27 protein-coding genes are annotated in these 22,366 nt (G+C 69.2%); 13 read left to right on the top strand and 14 right to left on the bottom strand.

What is annotated here, in order from left to right; genetic code table 11:
- The first annotated feature begins 36 nt into the window (after window positions 1–36).
- The gene (locus tag AC3WQM_RS01165) at window positions 37–444 is read left to right on the top strand and encodes a RidA family protein (protein WP_492676596.1); all 408 of its coding nucleotides are present in this window, start codon (window positions 37–39) and stop codon (window positions 442–444) included.
- A gap of 90 nt (window positions 445–534) precedes the next feature.
- Window positions 535–831, top strand: a complete 297-nt coding sequence (locus AC3WQM_RS01170; protein ID WP_492676597.1) for a DUF1090 family protein — start codon at window positions 535–537, stop codon at window positions 829–831.
- A 6-nt stretch (window positions 832–837) separates the two neighbouring features.
- Here the strand turns inward: AC3WQM_RS01170 and AC3WQM_RS01175 are convergent, their stop codons facing one another.
- Genes AC3WQM_RS01175 through AC3WQM_RS01195 form a run of 5 tightly spaced genes read right to left on the bottom strand, consistent with a single transcriptional unit; the run spans window position 838 to window position 5,163 of the window.
- On the bottom strand, window positions 838–1,392 hold the full coding sequence (locus AC3WQM_RS01175) for an SET domain-containing protein (protein WP_489058496.1): 555 nt from the start codon (window positions 1,390–1,392) through the stop codon (window positions 838–840).
- Window positions 1,389–2,249 carry a GNAT family N-acetyltransferase gene (locus AC3WQM_RS01180; RefSeq protein WP_492676598.1) on the bottom strand — a complete coding sequence of 287 codons (861 nt, stop codon included), beginning with the start codon at window positions 2,247–2,249 and terminating at the stop codon, window positions 1,389–1,391. Before AC3WQM_RS01180 ends, AC3WQM_RS01175 begins: the two co-directional genes overlap by 4 nt.
- Before the next feature lie 13 nt (window positions 2,250–2,262).
- Window positions 2,263–3,192, bottom strand: coding sequence for an ABC transporter substrate-binding protein (locus AC3WQM_RS01185; RefSeq protein ID WP_492676599.1), 930 nt, complete (start codon window positions 3,190–3,192; stop codon window positions 2,263–2,265).
- Window positions 3,193–3,214: 22 nt separating this feature from the next.
- Window positions 3,215–4,066 carry a PA4780 family RIO1-like protein kinase gene (locus tag AC3WQM_RS01190; protein WP_159276337.1) on the bottom strand — a complete coding sequence of 284 codons (852 nt, stop codon included), beginning with the start codon at window positions 4,064–4,066 and terminating at the stop codon, window positions 3,215–3,217.
- Window positions 4,063–5,163 carry a GNAT family N-acetyltransferase gene (locus tag AC3WQM_RS01195; protein ID WP_492676600.1) on the bottom strand — a complete coding sequence of 367 codons (1,101 nt, stop codon included), beginning with the start codon at window positions 5,161–5,163 and terminating at the stop codon, window positions 4,063–4,065. Before AC3WQM_RS01195 ends, AC3WQM_RS01190 begins: the two co-directional genes overlap by 4 nt.
- Before the next feature lie 348 nt (window positions 5,164–5,511).
- Here AC3WQM_RS01195 and AC3WQM_RS01200 point away from each other — a divergent pair, with 348 nt between their 5' ends.
- Window positions 5,512–6,324, top strand: a complete 813-nt coding sequence (locus AC3WQM_RS01200; RefSeq protein WP_492676601.1) for an ankyrin repeat domain-containing protein — start codon at window positions 5,512–5,514, stop codon at window positions 6,322–6,324.
- Window positions 6,325–6,327: 3 nt separating this feature from the next.
- Here the strand turns inward: AC3WQM_RS01200 and pdxR are convergent, their stop codons facing one another.
- Entirely contained in the window at window positions 6,328–7,749 is a 1,422-nt protein-coding gene (pdxR, locus tag AC3WQM_RS01205; RefSeq protein WP_492676602.1) for a MocR-like pyridoxine biosynthesis transcription factor PdxR, read from the bottom strand.
- Window positions 7,750–7,845: 96 nt separating this feature from the next.
- Here pdxR and AC3WQM_RS01210 point away from each other — a divergent pair, with 96 nt between their 5' ends.
- The 5 genes from AC3WQM_RS01210 (at window position 7,846) to AC3WQM_RS01230 (ending at window position 11,009) form a co-directional block, all read left to right on the top strand.
- Window positions 7,846–8,589: an NAD-dependent epimerase/dehydratase family protein gene (locus AC3WQM_RS01210; protein ID WP_492676603.1), complete on the top strand. Its 744-nt coding sequence runs from the start codon at window positions 7,846–7,848 to the stop codon at window positions 8,587–8,589.
- Complete coding sequence (locus AC3WQM_RS01215; protein ID WP_492676604.1) at window positions 8,586–9,119, top strand: cupin domain-containing protein; 534 nt, start codon at window positions 8,586–8,588, stop codon at window positions 9,117–9,119. Before AC3WQM_RS01210 ends, AC3WQM_RS01215 begins: the two co-directional genes overlap by 4 nt.
- A 114-nt stretch (window positions 9,120–9,233) precedes the next feature.
- The gene (locus AC3WQM_RS01220) at window positions 9,234–9,569 is read left to right on the top strand and encodes an SMR family transporter (protein WP_095947131.1); all 336 of its coding nucleotides are present in this window, start codon (window positions 9,234–9,236) and stop codon (window positions 9,567–9,569) included.
- 3 nt (window positions 9,570–9,572) lie between these two features.
- Window positions 9,573–10,382, top strand: a complete 810-nt coding sequence (locus AC3WQM_RS01225; protein ID WP_492676606.1) for an APH(3'') family aminoglycoside O-phosphotransferase — start codon at window positions 9,573–9,575, stop codon at window positions 10,380–10,382.
- A gap of 246 nt (window positions 10,383–10,628) precedes the next feature.
- A complete protein-coding gene (locus tag AC3WQM_RS01230; RefSeq protein WP_095947133.1) occupies window positions 10,629–11,009 on the top strand; it encodes a helicase SNF2 in 381 nt (126 codons plus the stop codon).
- Between the two features lie 126 nt (window positions 11,010–11,135).
- Here the strand turns inward: AC3WQM_RS01230 and AC3WQM_RS01235 are convergent, their stop codons facing one another.
- On the bottom strand, window positions 11,136–11,525 hold the full coding sequence (locus AC3WQM_RS01235) for a DUF427 domain-containing protein (RefSeq protein ID WP_062481469.1): 390 nt from the start codon (window positions 11,523–11,525) through the stop codon (window positions 11,136–11,138).
- A 95-nt stretch (window positions 11,526–11,620) separates the two neighbouring features.
- The gene (locus AC3WQM_RS01240; protein ID WP_492676607.1) at window positions 11,621–12,439 is read right to left on the bottom strand and encodes an NAD(P)H-dependent oxidoreductase; all 819 of its coding nucleotides are present in this window, start codon (window positions 12,437–12,439) and stop codon (window positions 11,621–11,623) included.
- A gap of 88 nt (window positions 12,440–12,527) precedes the next feature.
- Between AC3WQM_RS01240 and AC3WQM_RS01245 the strand changes: the two genes are divergently transcribed.
- Together AC3WQM_RS01245 and AC3WQM_RS01250 are read left to right on the top strand one after the other, a co-directional pair.
- Window positions 12,528–13,421, top strand: coding sequence for a LysR family transcriptional regulator (locus AC3WQM_RS01245; RefSeq protein ID WP_492676608.1), 894 nt, complete (start codon window positions 12,528–12,530; stop codon window positions 13,419–13,421).
- A gap of 132 nt (window positions 13,422–13,553) precedes the next feature.
- Entirely contained in the window at window positions 13,554–13,865 is a 312-nt protein-coding gene (locus AC3WQM_RS01250; protein WP_492676609.1) for a hypothetical protein, read from the top strand.
- Between the two features lie 31 nt (window positions 13,866–13,896).
- Here the strand turns inward: AC3WQM_RS01250 and AC3WQM_RS01255 are convergent, their stop codons facing one another.
- Both AC3WQM_RS01255 and AC3WQM_RS01260 read right to left on the bottom strand, forming a co-directional pair.
- Window positions 13,897–14,283 carry a VOC family protein gene (locus tag AC3WQM_RS01255; RefSeq protein WP_492676610.1) on the bottom strand — a complete coding sequence of 129 codons (387 nt, stop codon included), beginning with the start codon at window positions 14,281–14,283 and terminating at the stop codon, window positions 13,897–13,899.
- A 153-nt stretch (window positions 14,284–14,436) separates the two neighbouring features.
- Window positions 14,437–15,138, bottom strand: a complete 702-nt coding sequence (locus AC3WQM_RS01260; protein WP_492676611.1) for a phytanoyl-CoA dioxygenase family protein — start codon at window positions 15,136–15,138, stop codon at window positions 14,437–14,439.
- 123 nt (window positions 15,139–15,261) lie between these two features.
- Between AC3WQM_RS01260 and AC3WQM_RS01265 the strand changes: the two genes are divergently transcribed.
- From AC3WQM_RS01265 to AC3WQM_RS01275, 3 genes are all read left to right on the top strand, one after another.
- Entirely contained in the window at window positions 15,262–15,771 is a 510-nt protein-coding gene (locus AC3WQM_RS01265; protein ID WP_492676612.1) for a hypothetical protein, read from the top strand.
- Window positions 15,772–15,809: 38 nt separating this feature from the next.
- Window positions 15,810–17,318, top strand: coding sequence for an ankyrin repeat domain-containing protein (locus AC3WQM_RS01270; protein ID WP_492676613.1), 1,509 nt, complete (start codon window positions 15,810–15,812; stop codon window positions 17,316–17,318).
- A gap of 80 nt (window positions 17,319–17,398) precedes the next feature.
- On the top strand, window positions 17,399–17,830 hold the full coding sequence (locus tag AC3WQM_RS01275; RefSeq protein ID WP_492676614.1) for a VOC family protein: 432 nt from the start codon (window positions 17,399–17,401) through the stop codon (window positions 17,828–17,830).
- Window positions 17,831–17,866: 36 nt separating this feature from the next.
- Here the strand turns inward: AC3WQM_RS01275 and AC3WQM_RS01280 are convergent, their stop codons facing one another.
- The 4 genes from AC3WQM_RS01280 to AC3WQM_RS01295 all read right to left on the bottom strand — a co-directional run bounded on the left by AC3WQM_RS01280 (window position 17,867) and on the right by AC3WQM_RS01295 (window position 22,349).
- Entirely contained in the window at window positions 17,867–18,049 is a 183-nt protein-coding gene (locus AC3WQM_RS01280; RefSeq protein ID WP_492676615.1) for a hypothetical protein, read from the bottom strand.
- Between the two features lie 146 nt (window positions 18,050–18,195).
- Window positions 18,196–20,703: a TonB-dependent siderophore receptor gene (locus AC3WQM_RS01285; RefSeq protein ID WP_492676616.1), complete on the bottom strand. Its 2,508-nt coding sequence runs from the start codon at window positions 20,701–20,703 to the stop codon at window positions 18,196–18,198.
- A 129-nt stretch (window positions 20,704–20,832) separates the two neighbouring features.
- Window positions 20,833–21,828 (bottom strand): FecR domain-containing protein, encoded by a 996-nt coding sequence (locus AC3WQM_RS01290; RefSeq protein WP_492676617.1) that lies wholly within the window; start codon window positions 21,826–21,828, stop codon window positions 20,833–20,835.
- Window positions 21,825–22,349 carry a sigma-70 family RNA polymerase sigma factor gene (locus tag AC3WQM_RS01295; protein WP_095745763.1) on the bottom strand — a complete coding sequence of 175 codons (525 nt, stop codon included), beginning with the start codon at window positions 22,347–22,349 and terminating at the stop codon, window positions 21,825–21,827. Before AC3WQM_RS01295 ends, AC3WQM_RS01290 begins: the two co-directional genes overlap by 4 nt.
- Between the last annotated feature and the right edge of the window lie 17 nt (window positions 22,350–22,366).

Here is a 22,366-nt window from a genome sequence, read left to right on the forward strand (position 1 = left end):
ATACTGCGGCGCTCCCAACGAAACCCAGGAAACCCCATGTCCGTCACTCCCCGCCGCGTGGTGCGCGAAGGCGCGTTCAGGAACATCATTGCCGACGGCGTGCAGGTCGGCGACACGATCTATCTCTCGGGCCAGGTGAGCGTGGACGGCGAGGGTCGCACCCTCGGCGCCGGCGACATCGCGGCCCAGGTGCGGCAGGCCTACGCCAACGTGCGCAGCGTGCTCGCATCCTTCGGCGCCTCGATGGCCGACGTGGTGGACGAAACCCTGTTCGTGACCGACATCGACGGCTTTCTCGGCCAGGCCGACACACTGTTCGCCCTGCGCGCCGAGATGTTCGGCGGCGAGCCGCAGATCTCGCAGACGCTGGTGCAGGTGGCGCGCCTGGGCAGCCCCGACTGGCTGATCGAGATCAAGTGCATCGCCAGAACGACTGCAGCCTGAAGGGCTGAAGGCCGTTTCCGCCAGGGAGTTCGGGTACCGTACGGCATGCGTCCGAAACCCTGCCTCCTGGCCCTTGCGTTGACCCTGGCCATGCCCGCCGCCTTTGCACAAACCGAGGCGTCCGCGCAGCCGTTGAATGCCGAAGAGTGCAAGGCGCAGGAAGCCGTGCTGGAGCGCGACATGGCCCTGGCCCGTTCGCGCGGCCAGATGCTGCGCCGGCGCGAGTTGGCCGACACCCTGAGCGCGCTGCAGCTGCGCTGCCAGGCGCTCGCGCCGATGAGCCGCGAAGCGCGCATCGAAAAGCTGGAACACGAGATCCGCACGCTGCGCACCGAACTCGAACGCGCGGAGGCGCAACTGCGCAGCGTGAAGAGCGAGTCGCCCTGAGCTACTTCACCAGGGCAGCTCGCTGACCGGCCTGCGCGGGTCTGAAACCGCTGGGGCCGCATCGGCAGGGGTGGCTGACCCGTCTTTCTCCGCCACGGCCTCCACCGGCGCCAGCATCGTCCCGCGGCAGTTCGGAGAGCCGCAATGGCAGGGGTACTTCGAGGGCGGCGAGCCGTCGTCGGCCGTGAGCGAATAGTCGATGAAGAGTTCGTCGCCGGCCTCCACTGCTTCCATCGTCTGGAACCGCAGCACCATCTCGCCTGCCTCGTCGTACTCCTCGACCGCCTCGCAGTTCGGCTCGCAGGAGTGGTTCAGGTGGCGCGTGGCGTTGCCGCCCTTGGCGCCGTCGATGGTCTCGCCGGTCGTCAGCGTGAACAGGTAGGTGAGCTGGTCGTCCCAGAGCTTGGAGGCGACTTCCTGCCTGGTGTAGCGGCGGCCTTCGTACAGGCCGAGGAAGGCTTCGGCCGGCAGGTCGCGCGTGGCGAAGGCACCCAGGCCATGCACGCCGCTGGGGCCCACGCGAATGAAAGGGGTGGACGAGGTTCGCTTGGGGGACTTCATGAACGGGCGGGGCGCGAGGAGTCGGAAGAAGGGGTGGGATGGAGTGTCGCGGTCATCTCGATCTGGCGTATGACAACGGTGGCGCCGCGTGCGGTCAGGGCGCGGTGCAGCGCGCTGCCCTCGGGCTCGTCGACCAGCCGCCAGCGCGCACCGGGGCGTGCCTGTGCGAGCGCGTCGAGCAAGGCATGGGCCGAGGCTTCGTCGGGCGCGGCGGCATCGAGCAGCATGTGCAGCGGCAAGGCCGGCGGCAGGAGGATGGCGTAGCCGCCCGTTGCCGTGCCGAGGGCCACGGCGCCGTCGTGGGCGAGTGTGCCTTGCACGGTCGGCCACTCGCGGCGCCAGGTGGGGCGCGAGACAGCGGAGCAGGCTGCATGCAGGGCGGCGAGCACGTTGGTATCGGGCGCTGTCGAAGCTGTATCGGCACGAGGCTCGAAGCTGCCTTCGAGCACCTCGAGCGTGCGGCTTTCAAAAAAACCCGCCTGCCGGTAGAGCTGCCGCGCCGGGTTCTGCTCGATGACTTCGAGCTGCACCTGCGCGATGCCGGCTGCCGACAGGTCGCGCAGCTGTGCCTCGATGAGCTGCTTCGCCAGCCCCCGGCGCCGTTGTGCGCCCGCGATGCCGAAGCCCGCGAGATACGCACGCGAACCGCGCCGGCCAACGAGCGAGAGGCCGCAGGCCTCGCCGTCGACGACGATCACGCGCGAGAGCGCCAGGTCGGCTTCGGCGCGCCGCACATGGCGCTCGAACATCGCGCGGTCGAACGCGATCGGCACGAAGTAGTCCTCGTAGGAACGGTTCCAGAGGGCGGTGAGTTCGTCGGTGCCGAAGTTCGCGGCGGGAACGATGTCGAAGTTCATGGCGTGCTGCGGATCAGTTGCGCGGCGCATCCAGCGACGCAAGGCAATTCACGATGGCATCGGCCGCCTCGTCGAGCCGGGGGCCGGGCCGCATCATCAGGTCGAAGCGCGCCGAGGCAAAGCTGCAGACGCGCCCGCGCTGGATGGCCGACATGGCCGACCAGCCGGGCCGCCCTCCCATGGCCGAGATTTCGCCCAAGGCCGAGACCATCAGCACGTCGGGGTTGGCGCGCACCACGAACTCGGGGTTCATCTTGGGGAAGGGGCCGAGCGAGCCCGGCACCGCGTTGGCCAGGCCCAGGCGCGCGAGGGTCTCGCCGATGAAGGAGCTTTCGCTCGCCGCCGCGACGCCGCCATGCACCTCGAAGTACACGCGCCGCCCCTGCCAGTTCAGCGGCACGCGGGCGCGCGCCGCGTTCAGCCGGGCATCGAGGCTGCGCCAGAAGGCCTCGCCCGCGCCCGGCTTGCCGGTGGCGCGGGCCACGGTTTCCATCACGCGGCGCATGTCGGCATGGGTCTTGGCGTCGAGCGCCAGCACCTTGATGCCCAGGCGCTCCAGTGCCTCGGCGGCGCGGCTGCGCGGGCGCAGCAGCACGAGGTCGGGCTTGAGCGCAACGATGCGCTCGATGTTCGCGTCGTCCATGCCGCCCACCTGCGGCAGGCCCTTCACCGCCGCCGGCCAGTTGGCGTGGCGGTCGATGCCCACGAGCCGGTCGCAGGCGTCGAGCGCGCAGACCGTCTCGGTGAGCGAGGGCATCAGCGAGACGATGCGCCTGGCGGGCGCCTGCAGCTCGAGCACGCGGCCACGGTCGTCTTCCAGCCTGATGGCGCCCGCGTGCGCGGCCGGGCCGATGCCCAGCGCCACGAAGGCCGCGGCCCGGGCGATGTGGCGCACGGCGGTGGAAGCAAAGGGCGGGCGCTGGGGCAGGGCGTTGGAAGTCATCGGGGCGGGCGGAGTCAGCCCGCTATTGTCGCGGCGCTTGCATCCGCAGCTGGCGCGCCGCTTCTTCCGCCCGTGCGTCGTCCACTTCGCGCAGCACGTTGCTGAGGTCGACCGGGCCGGTCTCGCGCACGAAGGTGCCCGTGAGCTCGGTCTCGGGCCGCAGCAGGCCGCGCTCGTAGAGCTGCCAGATCTCGTCGCCGTAGTGCGTCTGCAGCAGCGCGGGCGCGTACTGCCCGAAGAAGTTGCGCAGGTTCTCCACGTCGCGCAGCAGCATGCGCTTGGCGTGGTTGTTGCCCGCCGCGTCCACGGCCTGCGGCAGGTCGATGATCACCGGGCCGTCCTCGGCCAGCAGCACGTTGAACTCCGACAGGTCGCCGTGCACGATGCCCGCGCAGAGCATGCGCATCACTTCTTTCAACAGGCTGGCGTGGTGCTGCAGCGCGTCTTCAGGCGAGAAGGCCACGTCGTTCAAGCGCGGCGCGGCGTCGCCGTTCGCGTCGGTCACCAGGTCCATCAGCAGCACGCCTTCGAGGAAGTTGTGCGGTGTGGGCACGCGCACGCCGGCTGCGGCCAGGCGGTAGAGCGCATCGACCTCGGCGCTCTGCCAGATGGCCTCGGTCACCTTGCGCCCGAAGCGCGTGCCCTTGGCCATGGCGCGCGCCTCGCGGGTGTTCTTCACGCGGCGGTTCTCGGTGTAGTCGACGGCCTGGCGAAAGCTGCGCTTGTCGGCTTCCTTGTAGATCTTGGCGCAGCGTGTTTCCTCGCCGCAGCGCACGACGTAGACCATGGCTTCCTTGCCGCTCATGAGCTGGCGCACGACGCTGTCGATCAGCCCTTCGTCGACGAGGGATTGCAGTCTTTGGGGTGTCTTCATGCGCGCGCCTCCGGCACAGCCAGGGGGCGGGTCGAGAGGAAGGCCCTCAGGCTTTCCGTGCCGATCTGGTAGGCGCCATCATGCCTGTGCGGGGCAAAGCCCAGCTGGCGGTTGATGGCGAGCATGGGCGCATTGACTTCCGCGTTCTGCGTGACGGCGATCACCACCTCGGGATGCCGTTCGCGCACCAGCTGCAGCATGATCGCCTTCACGCCCTTGGCCAGTCCCCTGCCACGCCAATGGCGGGCGACCCCGGTGAGGCGTTGGAACATGCGGTCGGGGTACAGCTGGTTCCAGCTGGCATCGCACACGGCGGCCACCTCGTCGTTGGCATCGCGCAGCAGCACGAGAAAGTGCTCGCCACCGCGCCGGTCGATTTCGGCGTACCAGGCGTGGAAGCCTTCCAGCTCGAAGCGCAGGGGCGCGCGTTCCAGCGCGCTGGTGGGCGCGTCTTTGAGCAGCGCGGACAGCGGCGCCATCAGCGTGGCCAGCCGATCGAAGGGCACGCGGCCTGCGTGGATCTCCAGGCGCAGCCCGTGCGTGGGCGCGAGGGCGTCGGCGCGCCAGCGTGCGAGCGCCGCCCAGTCGAGGCCGGCGAAGGCCATGCGGTTCTCGATGCTGCGGTGCTTTTCGGTCGCACCGATGGCCGCGAGGAACGCCCGGCCTTCCGGCAAGTGGGTCTTGAAGGTCGCGGTGGTGGGGGCGCGCGTCTCCATCAGCGCCAGAAGCCGGTGCAGCAAGGTGCTGGCCACGCCCTGTCGTTGGTGCGATCGCAGCACGCCGCCCCACACGTCGATGAAAGGCGCGAAGGTCGCGTAGTCGGGCGAGCCTTCGCGGCGCACGCCCATGTTGAGGCTGCCGACGATGCGGCCCTGCGCGTCCCGCGCGAAGGCGCGGTGCACCACATGCAGCGGCGTGTGCTGTTGCACGTTCTGCTGGGTGTGCGCGTCGTCGGGCTGCGGCTCGCCCGGAAAGTCTTCGTCGTGGCGCTGGCGCCAGTAGGCCAGCGCCTGCGCCCATTCTTCAGCGGACGCCCGCTGCGGATCGAAAAGAGAAGTCACGAACTGCCGCGCATCGGCGGCACGGGTTTCAAGCATGGTGAGCCTTGATTCGAAAAGGGAACGGACCGCGCACGGCACTCGTGTGCCGGCGTGGCGTTGTCTGAATCGGACGGCGTGTCGCGGCAGGACACCGCGAGGGTCGAACGGGCTGGCTGGTGGCGCCTTCAGCGGCACCGGGTGCGCGGGGAGCGCTTCAGCAGCAGTTCGGATGCGACCCGACGAACCGTACGTGGGAGGGAGAGTGAATAGCAGTGTCTTCCATCGCGCACCTCCAGTCCGGTTTGTTGATCGAGGCGTCGAATGTAGCGAGGTTCGCGCGGTCTGTGAAGTGCCAGGCAATGCAAGAAGGCTGCGGCAGAATGGGCCGATCCACAGGGAGATGCCATGAATCCGAAGAAGATCTTCGACGCGGCGCGCGAAGCCGATGTCGACACGGTGCGCGCCTGCATCGCGGCCGGGGCCGACCTGGCCGCCGTGAACAAGCAGGGCTTCACCGCGCTGCAGTGCGCCGCGATGGGCACGAACGAATCCGAGCTCGAGCCGATCCTCGCCGTGCTGCAACTGCTGCTCGAGGCCGGCAGCCCGCTCGAATACACCGGCACCGACGGCCGCACCGCGCTGTACCTCACGGCCGAGTTTTCGCCGACCACGGAGCCGGTGCAACTGCTCATCGACGCGGGCGCGAACCCCGACGTGCGCGACAGCCACGGCAACCACATCACGGAGAACGCGATGGAGGAAGAGGTTGCCGAGTTGCTCTCGCGCATCACCGGCCACGCGCTGCCCGAACCGCCGCCGCCCGAGCCCGACCCGGTGAAGATGAGCGCCGCGCAATGGCGCGCCGCCGAGGCACGCATCGCCGAGGTGTTCGCCGCGCTGACGCAGGCGGGCCTGGTCGCGCTGCAGGATGCGGGCGACACGCAGTCCGACGGCTTCTCCGATTGCTCCGAAGCGTTCCGCGAACGCGGCGGCAAGAAGGCCGGCGTGCACGGCTTCTGCTTCTACACGCGGCAGGACCAGAACCGTGCCAAGCGCACCAGCCAGCTCTCGCTCGCGTTCTGGGGCGCGCCCGAAGGCAGCGATGCCGACATGCAGCGCGTCGGCGAACTGGTGGTCGGCCAGTTCCGCGGCGCGGGCTTCGAGGTGCGCTGGAACGGCGCGTCGTCGATGCGGCCTGAAGTCGATCTGCGCGCGTAGGCCTCAGCCCAACGCCGCGCGCAGCCGGGTCGCGAGCTGGCGCGCCTGGGTGGGCGAGGCGACGTTGGTGAAGCCCATCAGCAGCCCCTGGCTTTCAACGGCCGTGGTGCCCCGGGCCGACAGCGGCTGGCAGTTCAGGCCGGCCGCCTGTGCGCGGCGCGCCAGCACCACGTCGCTGTCGCGGTGCCCTTCGAAGCGCGCGATCAGGTGCATGCCGCCGGCCTGCAGGTCGATGCGCAGGCCGTCGCCGAAGGCCTTGTGCAAGGCCTCGACCAGCAGGGCGCGGCGGCGCGCGTAGAGCAGGCGCATCTTCTTCAGGTGGCGCGAGAAGTGGCCGTCGCGCATGAAGTCGGCCACCGTCGCCTGCGTGATCTGCGGACAGCCGTTGGACGCGATGCGCGCCGTGTCCTCGAAGCGTTCGCGCAGCGATTCGGGCACCACCAGGTAGCCCAGCGCGAGGCCCGGGTAGAGCACCTTCGAGAAGCTGCCCGCGTACAGCACGCGGTCGTACCCGTCGAGGCTCTTGAGCGCGGGCAGCGGCGCGCCAGCGTAGCGGTACTCACCGTCGTAGTCGTCCTCGACGATCCAGGCCTTGGCGCGCGAAGCCCAGTCGAGCAGCTGCAGCCGGCGCGCCAGCGACATCGACACGCCCAACGGCGCCTGGTGCGACGGTGTGACGACCGCCATGCGCGCCTTCGGCGAGCGGCGCACGCCCCGCGCGACCACCAGGCCTTCGCCGTCCACCGGCACGGGCACCACGCGGTGGCCGGCGCTGTGCAGCACGTCGCGCGTGGGCGCATACCCCGGGTCTTCGATCCATACGCGGTCGTCCCTGGTGAGCAGCGCGCGCCACACCAATGCCAGCGACGCACGGTAGCCGCCGGTGACGAAGACCTGCGCCGGCTGGCAGGCCACGCCGCGCGACACCCGCAGGTAGGCCGCGATGGCCTCGCGCAGCGGCGCATGGCCTGCGGGGTCGCCGTAGAACAGGTCGGCTGCGTCCATGGCGCGCGCACGGCGGGCCATCAGCCGCGCCCAGAGCTTGCGAGGAAAGGCATCGAGTGCCGGGATGCCGAGCTGCAGCGGTGGCGGGGCGGCGGGGCCGGCCAGTGCGGGCGCATCCGCGGCGGGGCGCGAACCGGCGCGCACCGGCCGCTGCACCGGCAGTGACGGCGACACCACCGTGCCCGCCTGTCCCTGCGCGCAGAAATAACCTTCGCCCGCCAGCTGGCTGTAGGCCGCTTCCACCGTGCCGCGCGCCACGCCCAGCTCGCTGGCCAGGCTGCGCGCCGAGGCCACGCGGTCGCCGGGGCGAAGCACGCCGTGCTCGATCGCCGTGCGAAAGCGCTCGTAGACCTGGCGATGCAACGGGGTCGCGGTCGAGCGGTCGATGCCGGGGAGGGCGTTGTCTGGCGATTCGATCATGGACCAGTCATTTTGACGATTCTTGGTTCTTTCGTCTGGTGCATACCGATCCTAAGCTCATGCCTTCGAACAGCCAGCAGGAAAGAAGGACACGCAATGGGCGAGAAGGTATTCGTGGCGGGCGCGACCGGGGCCGTGGGCTCGGCGCTGATCCCGCTGCTGCTCGAGGCCGGCCACACGGTGCATGGCGGCACCCGCCGGGCCGAGCGTGCGGCGGCGCTGGAGGCATGCGGTGCCACGCCGGTCGTCGTCGATGTGTTTGACGCGCAGGCCTTGCGCGACGCGCTGGTGCGCATCGCACCCACGGTCGTCATCCATCAGCTCACCGATCTGCCCCGGGACCTGGACCCAGCGCTGATGGCCGAGGCGGTGGTGCGCAATGCGCGCGTGCGCATCGAGGGCACGCGGCACCTCGTCGCGGCGGCGCTGGCGGCCGGTGCGACGCAGCTGATTGCGCAGAGCATCGCCTGGGCCTATGCGCCCGGGCCGACGCCGCACACCGAGGGCGACCCGCTCGACCTCGGGGCCGAAGGCGGTCGCCGCATCAGCATCGACGGCGTGGCGGCGCTGGAGCGCAGCGTGCTGGGGGCCGTCGGCCTCACGGGCACGGTGCTGCGCTATGGGCAGCTGCATGGGCCGGGCACCTCGAACGCGGCACCGAAGGGCGCGAGCCCGGTGCATGTCGAAGCCGCGGCCTGGGCGGCATTGCTCGCGATGCGGCACGCGCGCGGCGGCATCTTCAACATCGCGGAGGACAGCGCCGAGGTCAGCAGCGAGAAGGCAAAGCGCGAGTTGGGGTGGCACGCGGCGCTGCGGCTGTCGCAGGAGGTCGCGTCATGAAGGCCGCACGCTGGCATCGCACGCCGTCGATCGGAGCGGGTCTTGCAGGGCTGTCGCTGGCGCTCGCCGCCGGCTGGGCGCTGATGCCGCGCACCGGCCAGCAGGAGGCCGTGCAGTGGTTCGCCGACGTGTGCAGCTCGGTGGCGCGGCCGATGTTCGCGTCCGCGCCGGTGCCTGCGGGCTCGGAGGCCACGGCGCGGCCGGCGACGCAGGTCAAGGTGCTGTCGTGCGAGGCGCTGCCGCACGTGCCTGGCAAGTCGGTGACGACGGTGCTCGTCGATTTTCCGCCGCTGGCCTATTCGCCCGCGCACCGGCACCCGGGCTCGGTGACCGCGATCATTGTCGAAGGCACCATCCGCTCGCAGCTGGGCGGCGGCCCCGTGGGAACTTTCAAGAGCGGCGAGACCTTCTTCGAGCCGCCGAACACGCTGCACATGTTCGCGGAGAACCCCGACCCGGTGAAGCCCGCGAAGCTCATGGCGGTGTTCGTCACCGATACCCACTGCGGACCGTTGCTGCTGCCGCCCTGAAGCTTCCGGTGCTGTGCGCACAGCTTCGAGGGAGCGTCAAACGCACGCGCCTTCGGCCCCGGATCACGCAAGGCCACCGAGGCCGCACGGACTGCGCGCGATTAGAGTCCGGCGATGACCCTGACCTATGCATACCTCGCTGTCGCGATCGTCGTCGAAGTGCTCGCGACCAGCTTCCTCAAGGCCTCGGACAGCTTCACCAGGCTCTGGCCCAGCGTGGCCACGGTGGTGGGCTACGCCGTGTCGTTCTACTTTCTCTCGCTCGCGCTGCGCGTGCTGCCCACCGGCATCGCCTATGCGATCTGGTCGGGCGTGGGCATCGTGCTGATCTCGGTGGTGAGCTGGCTCTGGTTCGGCCAGACGCTCGATGCGCCGGCCATCGTCGGGCTCGGGCTGATCATCGCGGGCGTGGTGGTGGTCAACGTGTTCTCGAAGTCGGTGGGCCACTGAGGCATGGGCACGATCGAACAGCTGCTGCCCCGCTTGCCCGCCGGCACGACGTGGACCCCGGCCAGCGAGGGCGAGTCGGGCGATGCGGTGTTCCGCCGCAGCGACGGCGCGGCTTTCGCGAAGGTGTCGCTCGGTGCGGGCGCCGCGCAGCTCGACGAGGAGCGCCGCCGCACCGAATGGCTCGCGCCGTACAACATCGGCTCCGCGCGCGTGCTCGACTGGCACGCGACGCCCGAGGGCGCCTGCCTGGTCACGGCCGCGGTGCCGGGCGTGCCGGCCAGCGACCTGCCGGCGGCTGACTTGCTGCGCGCCTGGCCGTCGATGGCGCGGCGCCTGCGCGCACTGCACGAGATTCCGGCGGGCGAGTGCCCGTTTGCGCGCCCGCTGTCGGCGATGTACGACCGCGCCGCCGATGTCGTCGCGCGCGGCGCGGTGAACCCGGAGTTCCTCGACCCCGACCAGCAGGACGTGCCGCCGCCATTGCTGCTGGCCCGGTTGCAAATCGACCTGCCGCACCGGCTCGCGCAGGAGGCGCAAGACCGCGTCGTGTGCCACGGCGATGCGTGCCTGCCGAACTTCCTCGTTGACCCGCAGACGCTGCAATGCACGGGCCTCATCGACGTGGGGCGGCTCGGCACGGCGGACCGGTATGTCGACCTGTCGCTGCTGCTGGGCAATGCGCGCGAGAGCTGGCGCGATGCGGCCGACGCGCGCGCCGCGCATGCTTCGCTCTTCACGCAGTTGGGCATCGACGCGCCCGACGACGGCCGGCTCGACTTCTATCTTCGGCTCGACCCGCTGACCTGGGGGTGATGGCGGCGCCGGCGCGCCGCATTGTTTCCTTTTCGGGAACGCCGTGGTTCTTTTTGCCGCGGGTTTTTACCTAGATCCCACCGCACAATTCATCTCACGGACCGGCCCCCAAAGCCGGTCCGGATGAACAGGCCCCGAGCGAGTTGGCCGCCCTTCAAGAAGAGGGACGGTGACCCACCCCAGACCGGTTCAAACCATCCAAGCAAACACTTGTACTACTGAACTGAATTGAAGAAGGAAACCGCCATGAACGCCTCGAAGATCCTCTCCGCCGTTGCTGTTGCCCTGATGGCCGTCGCCGGTGCCGCCCACGCTGAAACCTACGAAGGCGTGCATCGCCTGACCTCGGCCGCCAGCCGCGCCGACGTCGCCGCACAAGCCGTCGTGGCCGCGCACAGCGCCGACCCCTATGCCACCGGCGCCGAGGCAGGCCCCGCCCAGGTGTTCGTGTCGACCGTGAGCCGCGACGCCGTCCGCGCCCAGGCCGTGGTGGCCGCTCGCAGCGAGAACCCCTACAGCGAAGCCGTGACCTCCCGCGTGGCCCCGGTGCTGGCCAGCGGCCTGGACCGCGCCAGCGTGCGCGCCGAAGCCCGTGCCGCCGCACGCGGTGAGGCACTGCCGCTGTAATCGATCGGCCTGACAGGCTGGCACGCCCACTCGGCCCCACGGGACGGGTGTCGGCGGGCCAGGGAAAGAAAAACCGGCCTTGCGAAAGCAAGGGCCGGTTTTTTCACGAACGGGGTGGGGCGGTCGTCAGAAGCAGCGCTCTTCGATCGTGCCCACGCGGTCCGGGTAGAAGGCCACGTAGTCCTTGATCGGCGCGACCGACTCGTAGGGTGACTCGTAGGTCCACACGGCATTCACCGAGCGCTCGCCGCCGGCTGGAATGCTGTAGTAGGCGCACTCGCCCTTGTACGGGCAGTAGGTCGCATGCGTGGTGCGCTCCAGCAGCGACATGCGCACGTCCTTGCGCGGAAGGTAATGCACCGTGCCGAAATGCGACTCTCGCAAGGTCAGCGCCTCGCGCGAGCTGGCAATGACATGGCCTCCCACCGACACCACCACGCGCAACGGATTCGGCGTGATGGTGATCGCATGGTCGGGGCCCGGAATCTTGACGGTGCGTTCTGGCGTGGCGAACATGGACAAGCTCCTTCGGACGAATCGGCGGATGCGCATCTTGCTGCGATGTCGCGACGATTTGAAGTCTCTTGCGAATCCACCTGCTCCCGGCGTGGTTAAAGGCGGCCGGGTTCGAAAACCAAAGTTTCAGATTCGCTGTTTTTGCGGTGCACACCGAAGCCCGCGCGGCCCGGCGCGATGTGTTCGCGCAGCGTGAGCGCCGGAATGTCGTAGTCGCCGCCGTTCTGCGGGCGGAACGCAATCGGGTCGGTGGTCCACAGCGTGTCGAGCCGCTCGCCCAGCTCGCCGGTGATGCGCGCATAGGCTGCGGCGTCGACCTTGCCCGTGCGATGCACCACGAAGGGCGGCAGCACGTCGAAGCCCGGGTAGTAGAGGATGCCGTGGTGGATGGGAAACAGCAGCTCGTCCATCGGCCCGTTGATGCCGCGCGGGGCGTAGTGCGAGGCCCAGCCGCCGGTCGTCACCACCAGCATCGCGCGCTTGCCGGCCAGCGTGCCTTCGCCGAAGCGGTCGCCCCAGTGTGTATCGGAATGTTCGCCCACGCCGTAGGCAAAGCCGTAGGCGTAGATGCGCTCGATCCAGCCCTTGAGGATGGCGGGCATCGAGTACCACCACAGCGGGAACTGCAGGATCACCGCGTCGGCCCACAGCAGCTTCTCCTGCTCGGCGGCGATATCGGCGGTCTGCGTGCCGCCTTCGAAGGCATGCAGCGAATCGCGCACGGGGTCGAAGGGTGCGGCGGTGTCGCGCGCGGGAAAGTCGTCGGCGTCGAGCGCGGGCTTCCAGCGCATCGCGTACAGGTCGGACACGCGCACGGTGTGGCCCGCGCTCGTGAGGCGTTCGACCATGAAGCGATGGAGCGAGCCGTTCAGCGAGGCGGCTTCGGGATGGGCAAGGACCAGCAGGATGTTCACGGTGTCAAAAGGTTCGAGTGAAGATGCCCTCAGGTTAGGGACTGCCAAGCTATATTGGAAATGAATAGTTTGAATGCCAGGTATCGCCATGAACAATTTCAGCCGCATCGACCTCAACCTGCTGGTCACGCTCGACACCCTGCTGGCCGAGCGCAACGTGACCCGTGCGGCCGAGCGCCTGAACCTTTCGCAGCCCTCGGTGAGCGTGCAGCTGGCCAAGCTGCGCGAGCTCTTCGATGACCCGCTGCTCGTGCCCGCGCAGCGCGGCATGCGGCCCACCGCGCGTGCCGACGAACTGCGCGAGCCGCTGCGCGAAGCCCTCGCATCGCTGGGCCGCGCGGTGGCGCCCAGCCAGCCCTTCGACCCCGCCCAGGCGACCACCACCTGGCGCGTCGCAGCAGCCGACTACGCCGAGTCGGCCATCCTGTTGCCCGCGCTGGCCGGCCTGCGCGCGGCCGCGCCGAACACCCGGCTGGCGGTGGTCGAGGCCGTGCCGACGCGCATGGCGCGCCAGCTCGAGCAGGCGGAGATCGACCTGTTCTTCCACACCAGCGTGGGCGCGCCGCCGGGCCTGCACCGGCGCGTGCTGTTCCATGAGCGCTACGTGCTGGCCGGGCGGGCAGGGCACCCGCGCCTGAAGCGCCGGCCCACGCTCGCGCAGTTCTGCGCGCTGGAGCATGTGGTGGTGTCGCTCAGCGGCGGCGGCTTTGCCGGCCCCACCGACGAGGCGCTGGCGGCGCAGGGCCTCACGCGGCGCGTGGCGCTGTCGGTGCCGCACTTTCTTTTCATGATGACCGTGCTCGCCAGCACCGACATGGTCGCGATGCTGCCCGAGCGCCTGGCGCGCGGCGCGCCGGGGCTGCGCGTGGTGGAGGCGCCGCTGGAGGTGCCGGGCTACGAGATGGCGATGCTGTGGCACGAGCGGCGGCATCGCGACCCGGGGCATCGGTGGCTGCGCGAGCAGATCGCCCGCAGCTTGTAGCGCCGGCTGGCGAGCGGGCCGCCCCCTTCGCCGGCATCGGCTTTCGCCATGACGGCGCAGCGCTTGCCGCCGCGGGCGTACAGTCGAAGCGTGGGCCTGTCGGGGCTCTCTCTGCACGAATGGAGGTCGAAGATGGCCCAGCACGCAATTACCGCGGTTCACTTCAAGGACGCAAAGGTGGACCTCGTCGCCATTCACCCGGTCGTGGAGAAAGAGTTCGGTTCGACGGAGTTTTCTCTCGGCACGGCACAGCGCGTCAGCGTCGGCGAATGCGTCAAGCTCCTTGCGGCCGGCGAGGAGGTGTGCCTGGCCCGACGCACCGAAAGCCACGGCTGGGAAGTCATTTGCGACGCCCGGCTCTTGCCGGGCGGCACCGCTTTCGCAGGCGTCGACATCCTGGATCGCCCCACCGATGCCCTGCAGCAGCTTCCTGCGTGGGACTAGGTCACCGCATGCGCCTTTCACGGCGCCCCAGCTACACGGGCGCAAGGTCCTCGTGGATGCACAGGAAATTGCCTTCCGTGTCCTTGAACCAAGCCGCCTTTTCCGAGCCGAGCACGCAGACATGGTCGACCGTCTTCAGGTCGGGAAAGTCGTAGTCCTCGAACACCACGCCGGCGCGCTTGAGCTTGTCGATGCTGGCGGCGATGTCCGGCACCTGGAAGCTGATCGCCGTGTGGTCGGCCTTCGTGCCCTCGGGTTTGGGGAACAGCGCCAGCGTGCTGCCGCCCACCGTGTAGACGAACTTGCCGTCGGGCCGCGAGCCACCGGCCTTCAAGCCCAGGCAGCCTTCGTAGAAAGCACGCGCGCGGTCCATGTCCTTCACCGGAAGCATGGTCGTGACAGACGAGTCGGACAGCATGGTGGGTCCTTTCGCACAGTGCGGCGCAGCGGGTGCCGCCAGGCGGCATGGCCTTGGCTGGCCGGGCGGTGGTCAGCTTACGCCTGCGGCGGGTGCGATGCCAGTGCGGTGGGTACCCTGTTCGGTGACGCGGGGCCCCTTCGCGCGCTCGTCTCAGGTGTTCAGGAAGCAGCGCGTCGTCGCCATCATCCGCACGTTCTTCGTCGCGTTGACGGAGGGCGTGTGCAAGAGGCGCAGGTCCATCAGGAAGACGTCGCCTGCGCGTCCTGACATCTCGACGAGGCCGATGCCCAGCGGGTGAAGGCTTTGCGCCGGGTCGCCGGTCGTCTTCAGAAGCTGCCGCAGCTCGGAGGCCGCAACCCGCCCCGGCGTGCCGACGCGATGCGACCCGGCCAATGCCAGTGTCGCGCCGCCGCCGGGTGCCACATCGTCGATCAGGAAGAAGGCCTGGATTCCCGGCAGCGGATCTTGCGGTCGGGTCGAGACGTCGACATGCCAGTTCAAGCCCGTGAGGGTCGAGGCGCCTTGAAGGGGTGGGGACAGCAGCAGCTGCGTGTCCTGGATGGCGGTCGGGGCGCGCCCACCGAGGCGGGTGACGCAGTCGATCAGCGCCGGCGTCACCAGCGCTTCATGCATGCCGGGCACCTTGACGAGCGCGGACAGCTTGCCGATCTGCTGGAAGACGGGGAGTTTTTGCAGCGCGCCGGGCAGGCTCTTTCCACCGGACAAGGCTTTCAGGCGCTTGATCTCATCGAGCAGTTTCTGCCGCAGGCCCGCGATCTGCTTCTGCGGATGGAAGCCTTCCAACCGCACATAGCCCTTGTCGGTGAAGAAGTCGGTGTGAGAGGGAGTCATGGCTTGAAGTGGCCGCGCAGTCGGTCAATGAATGCGGTGCGGCGTGGAGGCAAGAATACAAGAGCGGTCGGGCAGGGCGGGCATGGCTAACATCGGCCGAAAGCACATCAAGGAGGATGCAGGATGACGGTGGTGGCAGAGACTTTGCGGGTGACGACACTGCAGCGGCTCGGGGCGTCCACGCCCTTGGTGCAGCTGGCGATGGGCGAGTGCCTCCATGAAGTGTTCCGCACGGTCTGCCTGGGGCCGCCGTTCCTTGCGTACCACGGTGCCCGCGCACCCGACGGGCCGCCATGGGTTCCGCTGTGGGATCGCGGCAGCCGGGTCACTGGTGTGCGCGCGCATCCGGGTGGCCTGGAGTTCGTCGAGTTCAGCGTGGAAGACCCTCGCGCGTTCGAGCGGATCGCGTTGACCGAGCAAGGCTTCTGGGCGACCCGGTTCGACGCGCTGTATGAAAACGATGTGCCCGAGGATGCTCTGCAAGAGGCCGCGCGGCGCGTCGGATTCCGGTACCTGGACCAGCACCTGGCTGCGCGGGAAGAGGCCGAAGAGCGACTGAACACCTTCAGCGATCACCGCCTGTGGTTGCAAGGCCTGGTGGCGAGCATCGATCAGCAGGCCGCCGGGGCCTGATCGCCGTGTTCGCACGACGCCCCTTTCTTCATTGGTGCATGGCCCTCGCAGCAGGTCTCGCGTTCCACATGGCGGCACACCCGGCTGAGGCCAAGGCCGAACCTGCACGGGACACGACCTCCGCACAAGCGCAGATCGCGTTCTTCGATGCCGTGGAGCGCGGTCGCCTGCGCGAGGTCGAGGCATTTCTGGCGCAGGGCTTTGGTGCCAACGATGTGCAGGGCTACGGCTTCAACGTGGGCGACTCGCCGCTGATGAAGGCCGCGCAGCAAGGCAACGCGCAGATGGTGAAGTTCCTCCTGCGTCGCCATGCCGATGTGAACTACCGCAACGCCAACGACGGCGAGACGGCCCTGCTGCGCGCAGCCAAGTTCGCGAGCTCCGGTGGCATCAGCGACACGCACGCCATCGACTTCCGCCAGACCCTGGCGCTGCTGCTGAAGGCGGGCGCGAACCCCGACACGCCCGATCGCAACAGCGGCCTTCCGTTGTTCTTCGCGCGCACGACCTGGGTCATTCAGGCGCTGCTGACTGCGGGCGCGGACCCCAACGCCGCGAGCTCGAACCCGCCGCTGATCGAGCATGCGCACGACCCGACGCGCGTGCGGCTGTTGCTCGCCGCCGGCGCCCGTCCTGATGTGCGCGATGCGCAGGGTGTGTCGGCGCTGGCGATGGCAGCGGAGAAGGGCAGCCTGGAAAGCGTCCGGCAGCTTTTGGCGGCCATGACGCCGGATGCGGTGCGGGGCACCGATGCCGATGGGCACAACGCGCTCGATGCGGCGGCCAGGGGCGGCAATGCGAGGATCGTTCGCATGCTGCTGGCGCAGGGCCTGCCTGCGACCGAGCGCGCCGTGCGCGCAGCGGCGACGCAGGGGCATCTGCAGGCCGCCCGCCTGCTGCACCAGGCCATGGACCCGCCGCAGTGGCCGTTCCTCGACGCGGGGGCTCCGGCCGAGGCGCGGGTCTACCTGCTGATCCTGCAGCAGAAGCCGCAAGAAGCGTTGGCCGCCTACCGCGCCTTCGAGGCGGTCGCGTGCGGACGCATGACACCGTTGGCGTCGGCGGTCGATGCCGGCAACGTGGAGGCCGTGCGGGCCTTGCTGGCCCTGGGCGTCGACGTGAACCACCAGACCCCCGCGCCGCTGCGCAGCGAGCTGGTGCCGCAGCCGCACACCTCGTCGGGGCTGCCTCGCCTGGTCCATGTGCTGCCGCCTCCTTGCAACGACGCTTCGCTCGCGCCGCAGGCAGGTGCACTGACGTTGCCGCAGGCCACGCTGCCTGTCGGCCGGTTGCCGTTCGCACCCGCGCCGGGCACTGAAAGCGCCTTGCCGCCGGCGGGGTTCTGGACGGACAACGCCTTGATGCGGGCCTTGGAGCGCAACCACCTCGAGATCGCGCGGCTGCTGGTGGCGGCAGGCGCCGATCCGGCGCTGCGAAGCCACTACCCGCCGCACGCATCGGCGCAGACATGGCTGCAGGCGCACCCGCCACCGCATGGCGCGTCGCTGGCCGCATGGAAGAAATTGCTGAAGCTGAGTCGGTCCTGAGATGCAAACCCTGCCGCTCGATATCCGAGGTTGGCTTTGGTAGATTCCGCCACTCCGACCTCCACCGACAGGAGCGCTTCATGAGTACACAAAAAGAACTGCACCGCGGCCGCCTGATCGACCACATCGGACTGGTCGTTCGCGATCTGGCGGCCAGCAAGGCTTTCTACAGCGCCGTTTTCGAAGCGCTGAAGATCCCGATGGGCGGCTCCGACGCGCGCAACTTCTCGGCCGACGAACTGTTCGTGTCTACGCGCGACAGCAACGAAGTGCAGGGCGAACTCACCGGGCGCCACCACATCGCATTCCAGGCGCAAGACCGGACCATGGTGGACGCCTTCTACAAGGCCGCATTGGCGCACGGGGGCCGGGACAACGGCCCGCCGGGTGAACGCGCCTACCACCCGGGCTACTACGCGGCGTTCGTGCTGGACCCGGACGGCAACAACATCGAGGCTGTGTTTCACGGCGAGGCCGATCGCAGTGCGGCTTCGGTGCGGATCAGGTTCTGATCCGTTCGAGGTACGTCGTGAAGGCGAGGGCGGTCGTCAGGCCCAGGGGTACTTTCCCTGCAGCGACGCCAGCTCGTCCTTTTCTGCCTGCGTGAGCAGGGCGCCGAGCCGCTGCTTTCGCTTGAGGTTGCGCAGGCGCTTCAGGTCGCGTCGGAGCCAGAAAACCGTGCCGCCCAGCAGGACCAGGAGGCCGATGCATCCCCATACGAAGTTCTGCATTTCACTCATTGCGCGACTGGTCCAGCGTTCGCCCTGCACCCATGCAGTCGCTTCGGGCTGTAGTTCATGACGAGGAGATTTTCCGTGCTTCGGCAACGCGGGAAAAAAGAAGGGGCGACACCCACCGCGTGCCCCTTCCCCACAACTCACAGTTTCGGCGTGTACCTCACCGTGAACAGCACATTGCGCGGATCGCCGTAGTTGTTGTTGCCGTTGGTCTCGTTGTAGGCCGGGATGTAGTAGCGCTTGTCGAAGACGTTGTTGATGTTGACGGCCAGCGTCACCTCCGGCGTCAGCTGGTAGGCCAGGCGCGCGCTCCACACGGCGAAGCCGGGCACCTTGTACGTGCGGTCGTAGCCCAGCGTGTGGCTCTGGATGCTGAAGCCGCCGCCCACGCTGAGCCGGCTCCAGTCACCGGGCAGCTGGTAATTCGTCCACACGCGCAGCATGTGCTTGGGCGTCCACTGGCTGAAGACCTGGCCCTTGTTGTCCGGGTCTTCGAGGAACTTGGTGGTGTTGTAGGTGTAGCCCGCCGTGAGCTGCAGCCGCGGCGCGACCTCGCCGCTGACCTCGGCCTCGAAGCCCTGGCTGCGCACCTTGCCCGACGACTTGGAGCAGTACCAGCCGTCGCAGGCAAAGCCGCCGTCGCGGTCGGTCACGGCGCGGTTGGTGTGGTCGTAGCGGAACACGGCCAGCGAGGTGTTCAGGCGGCCGTCCATCAGCTCGCCCTTGAGGCCCACCTCGTAGTTGCTGCCGATGATGGGCTTGAGCCCGTCGCCCGAGACGGTGCGCTCGGTCTGCGGCTCGAACACGTCGGTGTAGCTCGCGTAGGCCGACCATTGCTTGTTGAGCGCGAACACGAGGCCGATGTACGGCGTCACTTCGCCCGACGTGCTGACGGTGCTCGTGAAGCCCGCGGACTGGCTCGAATAGAGGTAGTCGTACCAGCTCAGGCGCGCGCCGACGATGGCCGTGAGCGGCTCGGCCAGTTGGGCCCGCCAGCTGCCGTAGATGCCCTTTTGCCGCACGTCGTAGTGCGTGTGGCTCTTCCCGCCGCCCGCCGCCATGATGGTGTCGTAGTTCTGCGCCGGGCGGTTGTGGTCGATGGCGAAGATGTTGCCGCCGCCGCTGAACCGGCGCGCATACCGGTCGGTCGACTCGAACTTCGAGTAGTTGGCGCCGATGGTCAGGTCGTGCTGCATCGACAGCGCGTCGAAGCGCCCGCGCAGGTAGACGTCGAAGCCGAGCTTGCGCGAATCGAAGCGGGTGTCCCAGTCGGCGAAGTCCAGGCCGCTGCCGTCGGCCGCCACGTCGCCGTGCATGCGCTGGTGCTGCGAGCTGTTCTTCTCGTTCATGCCGAGCGCGGAGAACTTCAGCTTCCACTGGTCGTTGAAGCGGTGCTCGGCGTCGACATACACCGTGGTCTGCTCGACGTCGCTGTGGTTCCACAAGGCGCCCGTGAACACGGAGCGCGGCAGGCCGATGTCGACGCCGTCCGGGTAGCGCGGAAAACCGCGCAGCATCGGGCGCCCCTTGGCGTGCGAGTGGCTCACGCCGAAGCCGACGGTGGTGTCGGGAGAAATGTCGTAGTCGATGGCGCCGTAGAGCGAGCGCGTCTTGCGCCACACGTAGTCGGTGAACGAGTGGCTGCGGTCTTCGTCGACCACCACGCGGCCGCGCAGCGTGCCTTCGGCATTGAGCGGCCCGCCGGCGTCGAGCTGCGCGCCGTAGTGGTCCCACGAGCCCGCCTTGCCGGTGAGCGTGAGCGTCTTCTCGGGCTGGCCGCGCTTGCGCACGAGGTTGATCGCGCCGCCGGGGCTGCCGGTGCCCTGCAGCAGGCCCGAGGCGCCGCGCAGCACTTCCACGCGGTCGAAGAACACGGTGTCTTCGGTGGCCCAGTTGCCCAGCGAGTACATGTTGCGCGGCACGGGCACGCCGTCGTATTGCCAGGCGTCGATCTGGAAGCCGCGCGACGTGAGGATCATGCCCGGCCCGACGCCCTTGACGCCCACCACGCCCGTGACGTTGTTGACCGCGTCGCGCAGGTCGACGAGGCCCTGGTCGTCCATGCGCTGGCGCGTGATCACGCTCACCGATTGGGGAATGTCCTTGAGCGCCTGCTCGCCCTTGCCGAGCGTCAGCGCGCGCGCCGTGTACGAGCGCGTGCCTTCGGTGGTGGCGCTGCGCTCGGCCTCGGCCGTGACGGTGACCGGTGCGAGCGTGGTGCTGCCGTCGGCGCCGGTGTCTGCAGGGCCGCCGATGCTCGAGCGGCGCAGCGCATACGAGCCGCCCGCGCCACCCGCCGCCTCGAGGCCCGAGCCGGCCAGCAGCCGCGCGAAGCCTTCGCCCACGGCGTGCTGGCCCTGCAGGCCGGGCGAGCGCTTGCCCTGCGCGAGGGCAGGCGGAATCGTGATGCTCACGCCGGCGGAGGCGGCGAAGCTCGACAGGGCCTCGTCGAGCGGGCCGGGCGCGATGTTGTAGGCCTTGCGTGCTTCGGTCTGCATGGCTGGTGTGCTGGGCGCGCTCTGCGTCTGCGCGGCGACCGTCCCGGCGGCGGCGCACGCCATGGCGAACAACGCGCCATGCACGGCGAGCGACAGCGCACGCAACGAGACGGCGTCGGAATCAAGGGGGGACGGTCGGCGACGGGCCATGGATTTCTCTCTCTCCTGCAAGGGTGTGAAGTTGCTGTTCCTCAAGGCTTCACACGCGAGGAAAGAAAAGGGGACAGGCCGCGACAAAAAAAACCGCAACGGCCGAAACCGCCGCCGGCACCTGGCGCCTCAACCGCCTGGCGCCACCACCGTGACCCAGTAGCGCGTGCGAAAGAGCACGTCCACCGACAAGGCCTGCGGCAGGCTGTCGAGCACCGGACCCGTGTCGCGCAGCTGGAACACACCCGACACGCGCAGGTCGGCCACCGCCGGATCGCAGCGCAGCACGCCGGGCCGGTAGCGGCCCAGCTCGGCGAGAAAGTCGTGCAGCCGCATGTTCCTGGCGCGCAGGACACCGAGCGACCAGTCGTCGGCATCGGCGGCTGCTGCGGTGATCTCGCCGATGGCCGTCGAAGAAAACATGGCCTGCTCGCCGGCACGCACCACCGCTGCCACGCTGCGCGCGTGGTCGGGGCGAACCTCGACCGCGCCGTCGAGCACCGTCAGATGGCTGCGATCGCCTTCGTGCTGCCGGACCACGAAGCGCGTGCCCAGCGCACGCAGGCGCCCCTGCGCGGTCTCGACGATGAAGGGGCGGTAGGCGGGATCGGAAGAGGGCACGGCATCGGGCGCCGTCTCGATGAGTATTTCGCCCGCATGCAGCCGCACCAGGCGCTGCGTCGCGCCGTAGGCCACGTCGATGGCCGTCGCGGTGTTGAGCTGCAGGCGCGTGCCGTCGGCCAGTCGCAGTTCGCGGCGTTCGCCGGTGGCGGTGCGGTGGTCGGCCAGCCATTCGCGCGCCGGCGACGCACGCCACGCCAGCCAGCCGGCGGGCGCCGCAGTCAGCAGCACGGCGAGTGCCTTGGCGGCTGTGCGGCGGTCGCTTCGCACCGCTCGGCCCAGCACCGGCATCGACAGCGCGCCAGGCAGCCTGCCGAACTTGCCGCTGACTTGCTCGGCGCGCTGCCAGGCTGCTTCGTGTGCGGGGTCGGCCGCCCGCCAGCGCGTCCATTGCGTGCGATCGGCCGCCGTGGCCTCGCCCGACTGCAGCAGGACGAACCATTGCGCCGCCTGCAGGGCGACGGCCTTGTCGACCACGACCGCCATCGTGCGTTGCACCGTCACGCGGCCAGCAGGATGCAGCGCGCCATGGCCTCGGCCATGTAGCGCTTGACGGTGCGCTCGCTCACGCCCAGCTTCGCAGCGATCTCCGCATAGCCCAGCCCTTCGAGCTGTGCCATCAGGAAGGCCTGGCGCACCGGCGGCGCCAGGCCGTCGAGCATCGCGTCGATCTCCTGCAGGGTCTCGAGAATGATCGCCTGCTGCTCGGGCGAGGGCGCCAGCGGTTCGGGCAAGGCGCTCAACGCCTCGAGGTAGGCCTGCTCCAGCGAACGCCGGCGGTACAGGTTGGCCAGCAGCCGCTTGGCAACCACCGTCAGGTAGGCGCGCGGCTCCCGCAATTGCCAGTCGCACTGCTTCTCGGGCGTGTGGTCTGGCGCGGTGAGGATGCGCAGGAAGGTGTCTTGTGCGAGGTCCGCCGCATCGAAGGCATTGCCGAGCTTCCTGCGCAGCCAGCCCTGCAGCCACCCGTGGTGCTCGCTATAGAGGGTGTGGATGTGCGGGTGCAGAGCGGGATCGGCGGCCATGGCGGACGTAGTACGGT

Source organism: Variovorax sp. FW301-JW7 (genome assembly GCF_058788795.1).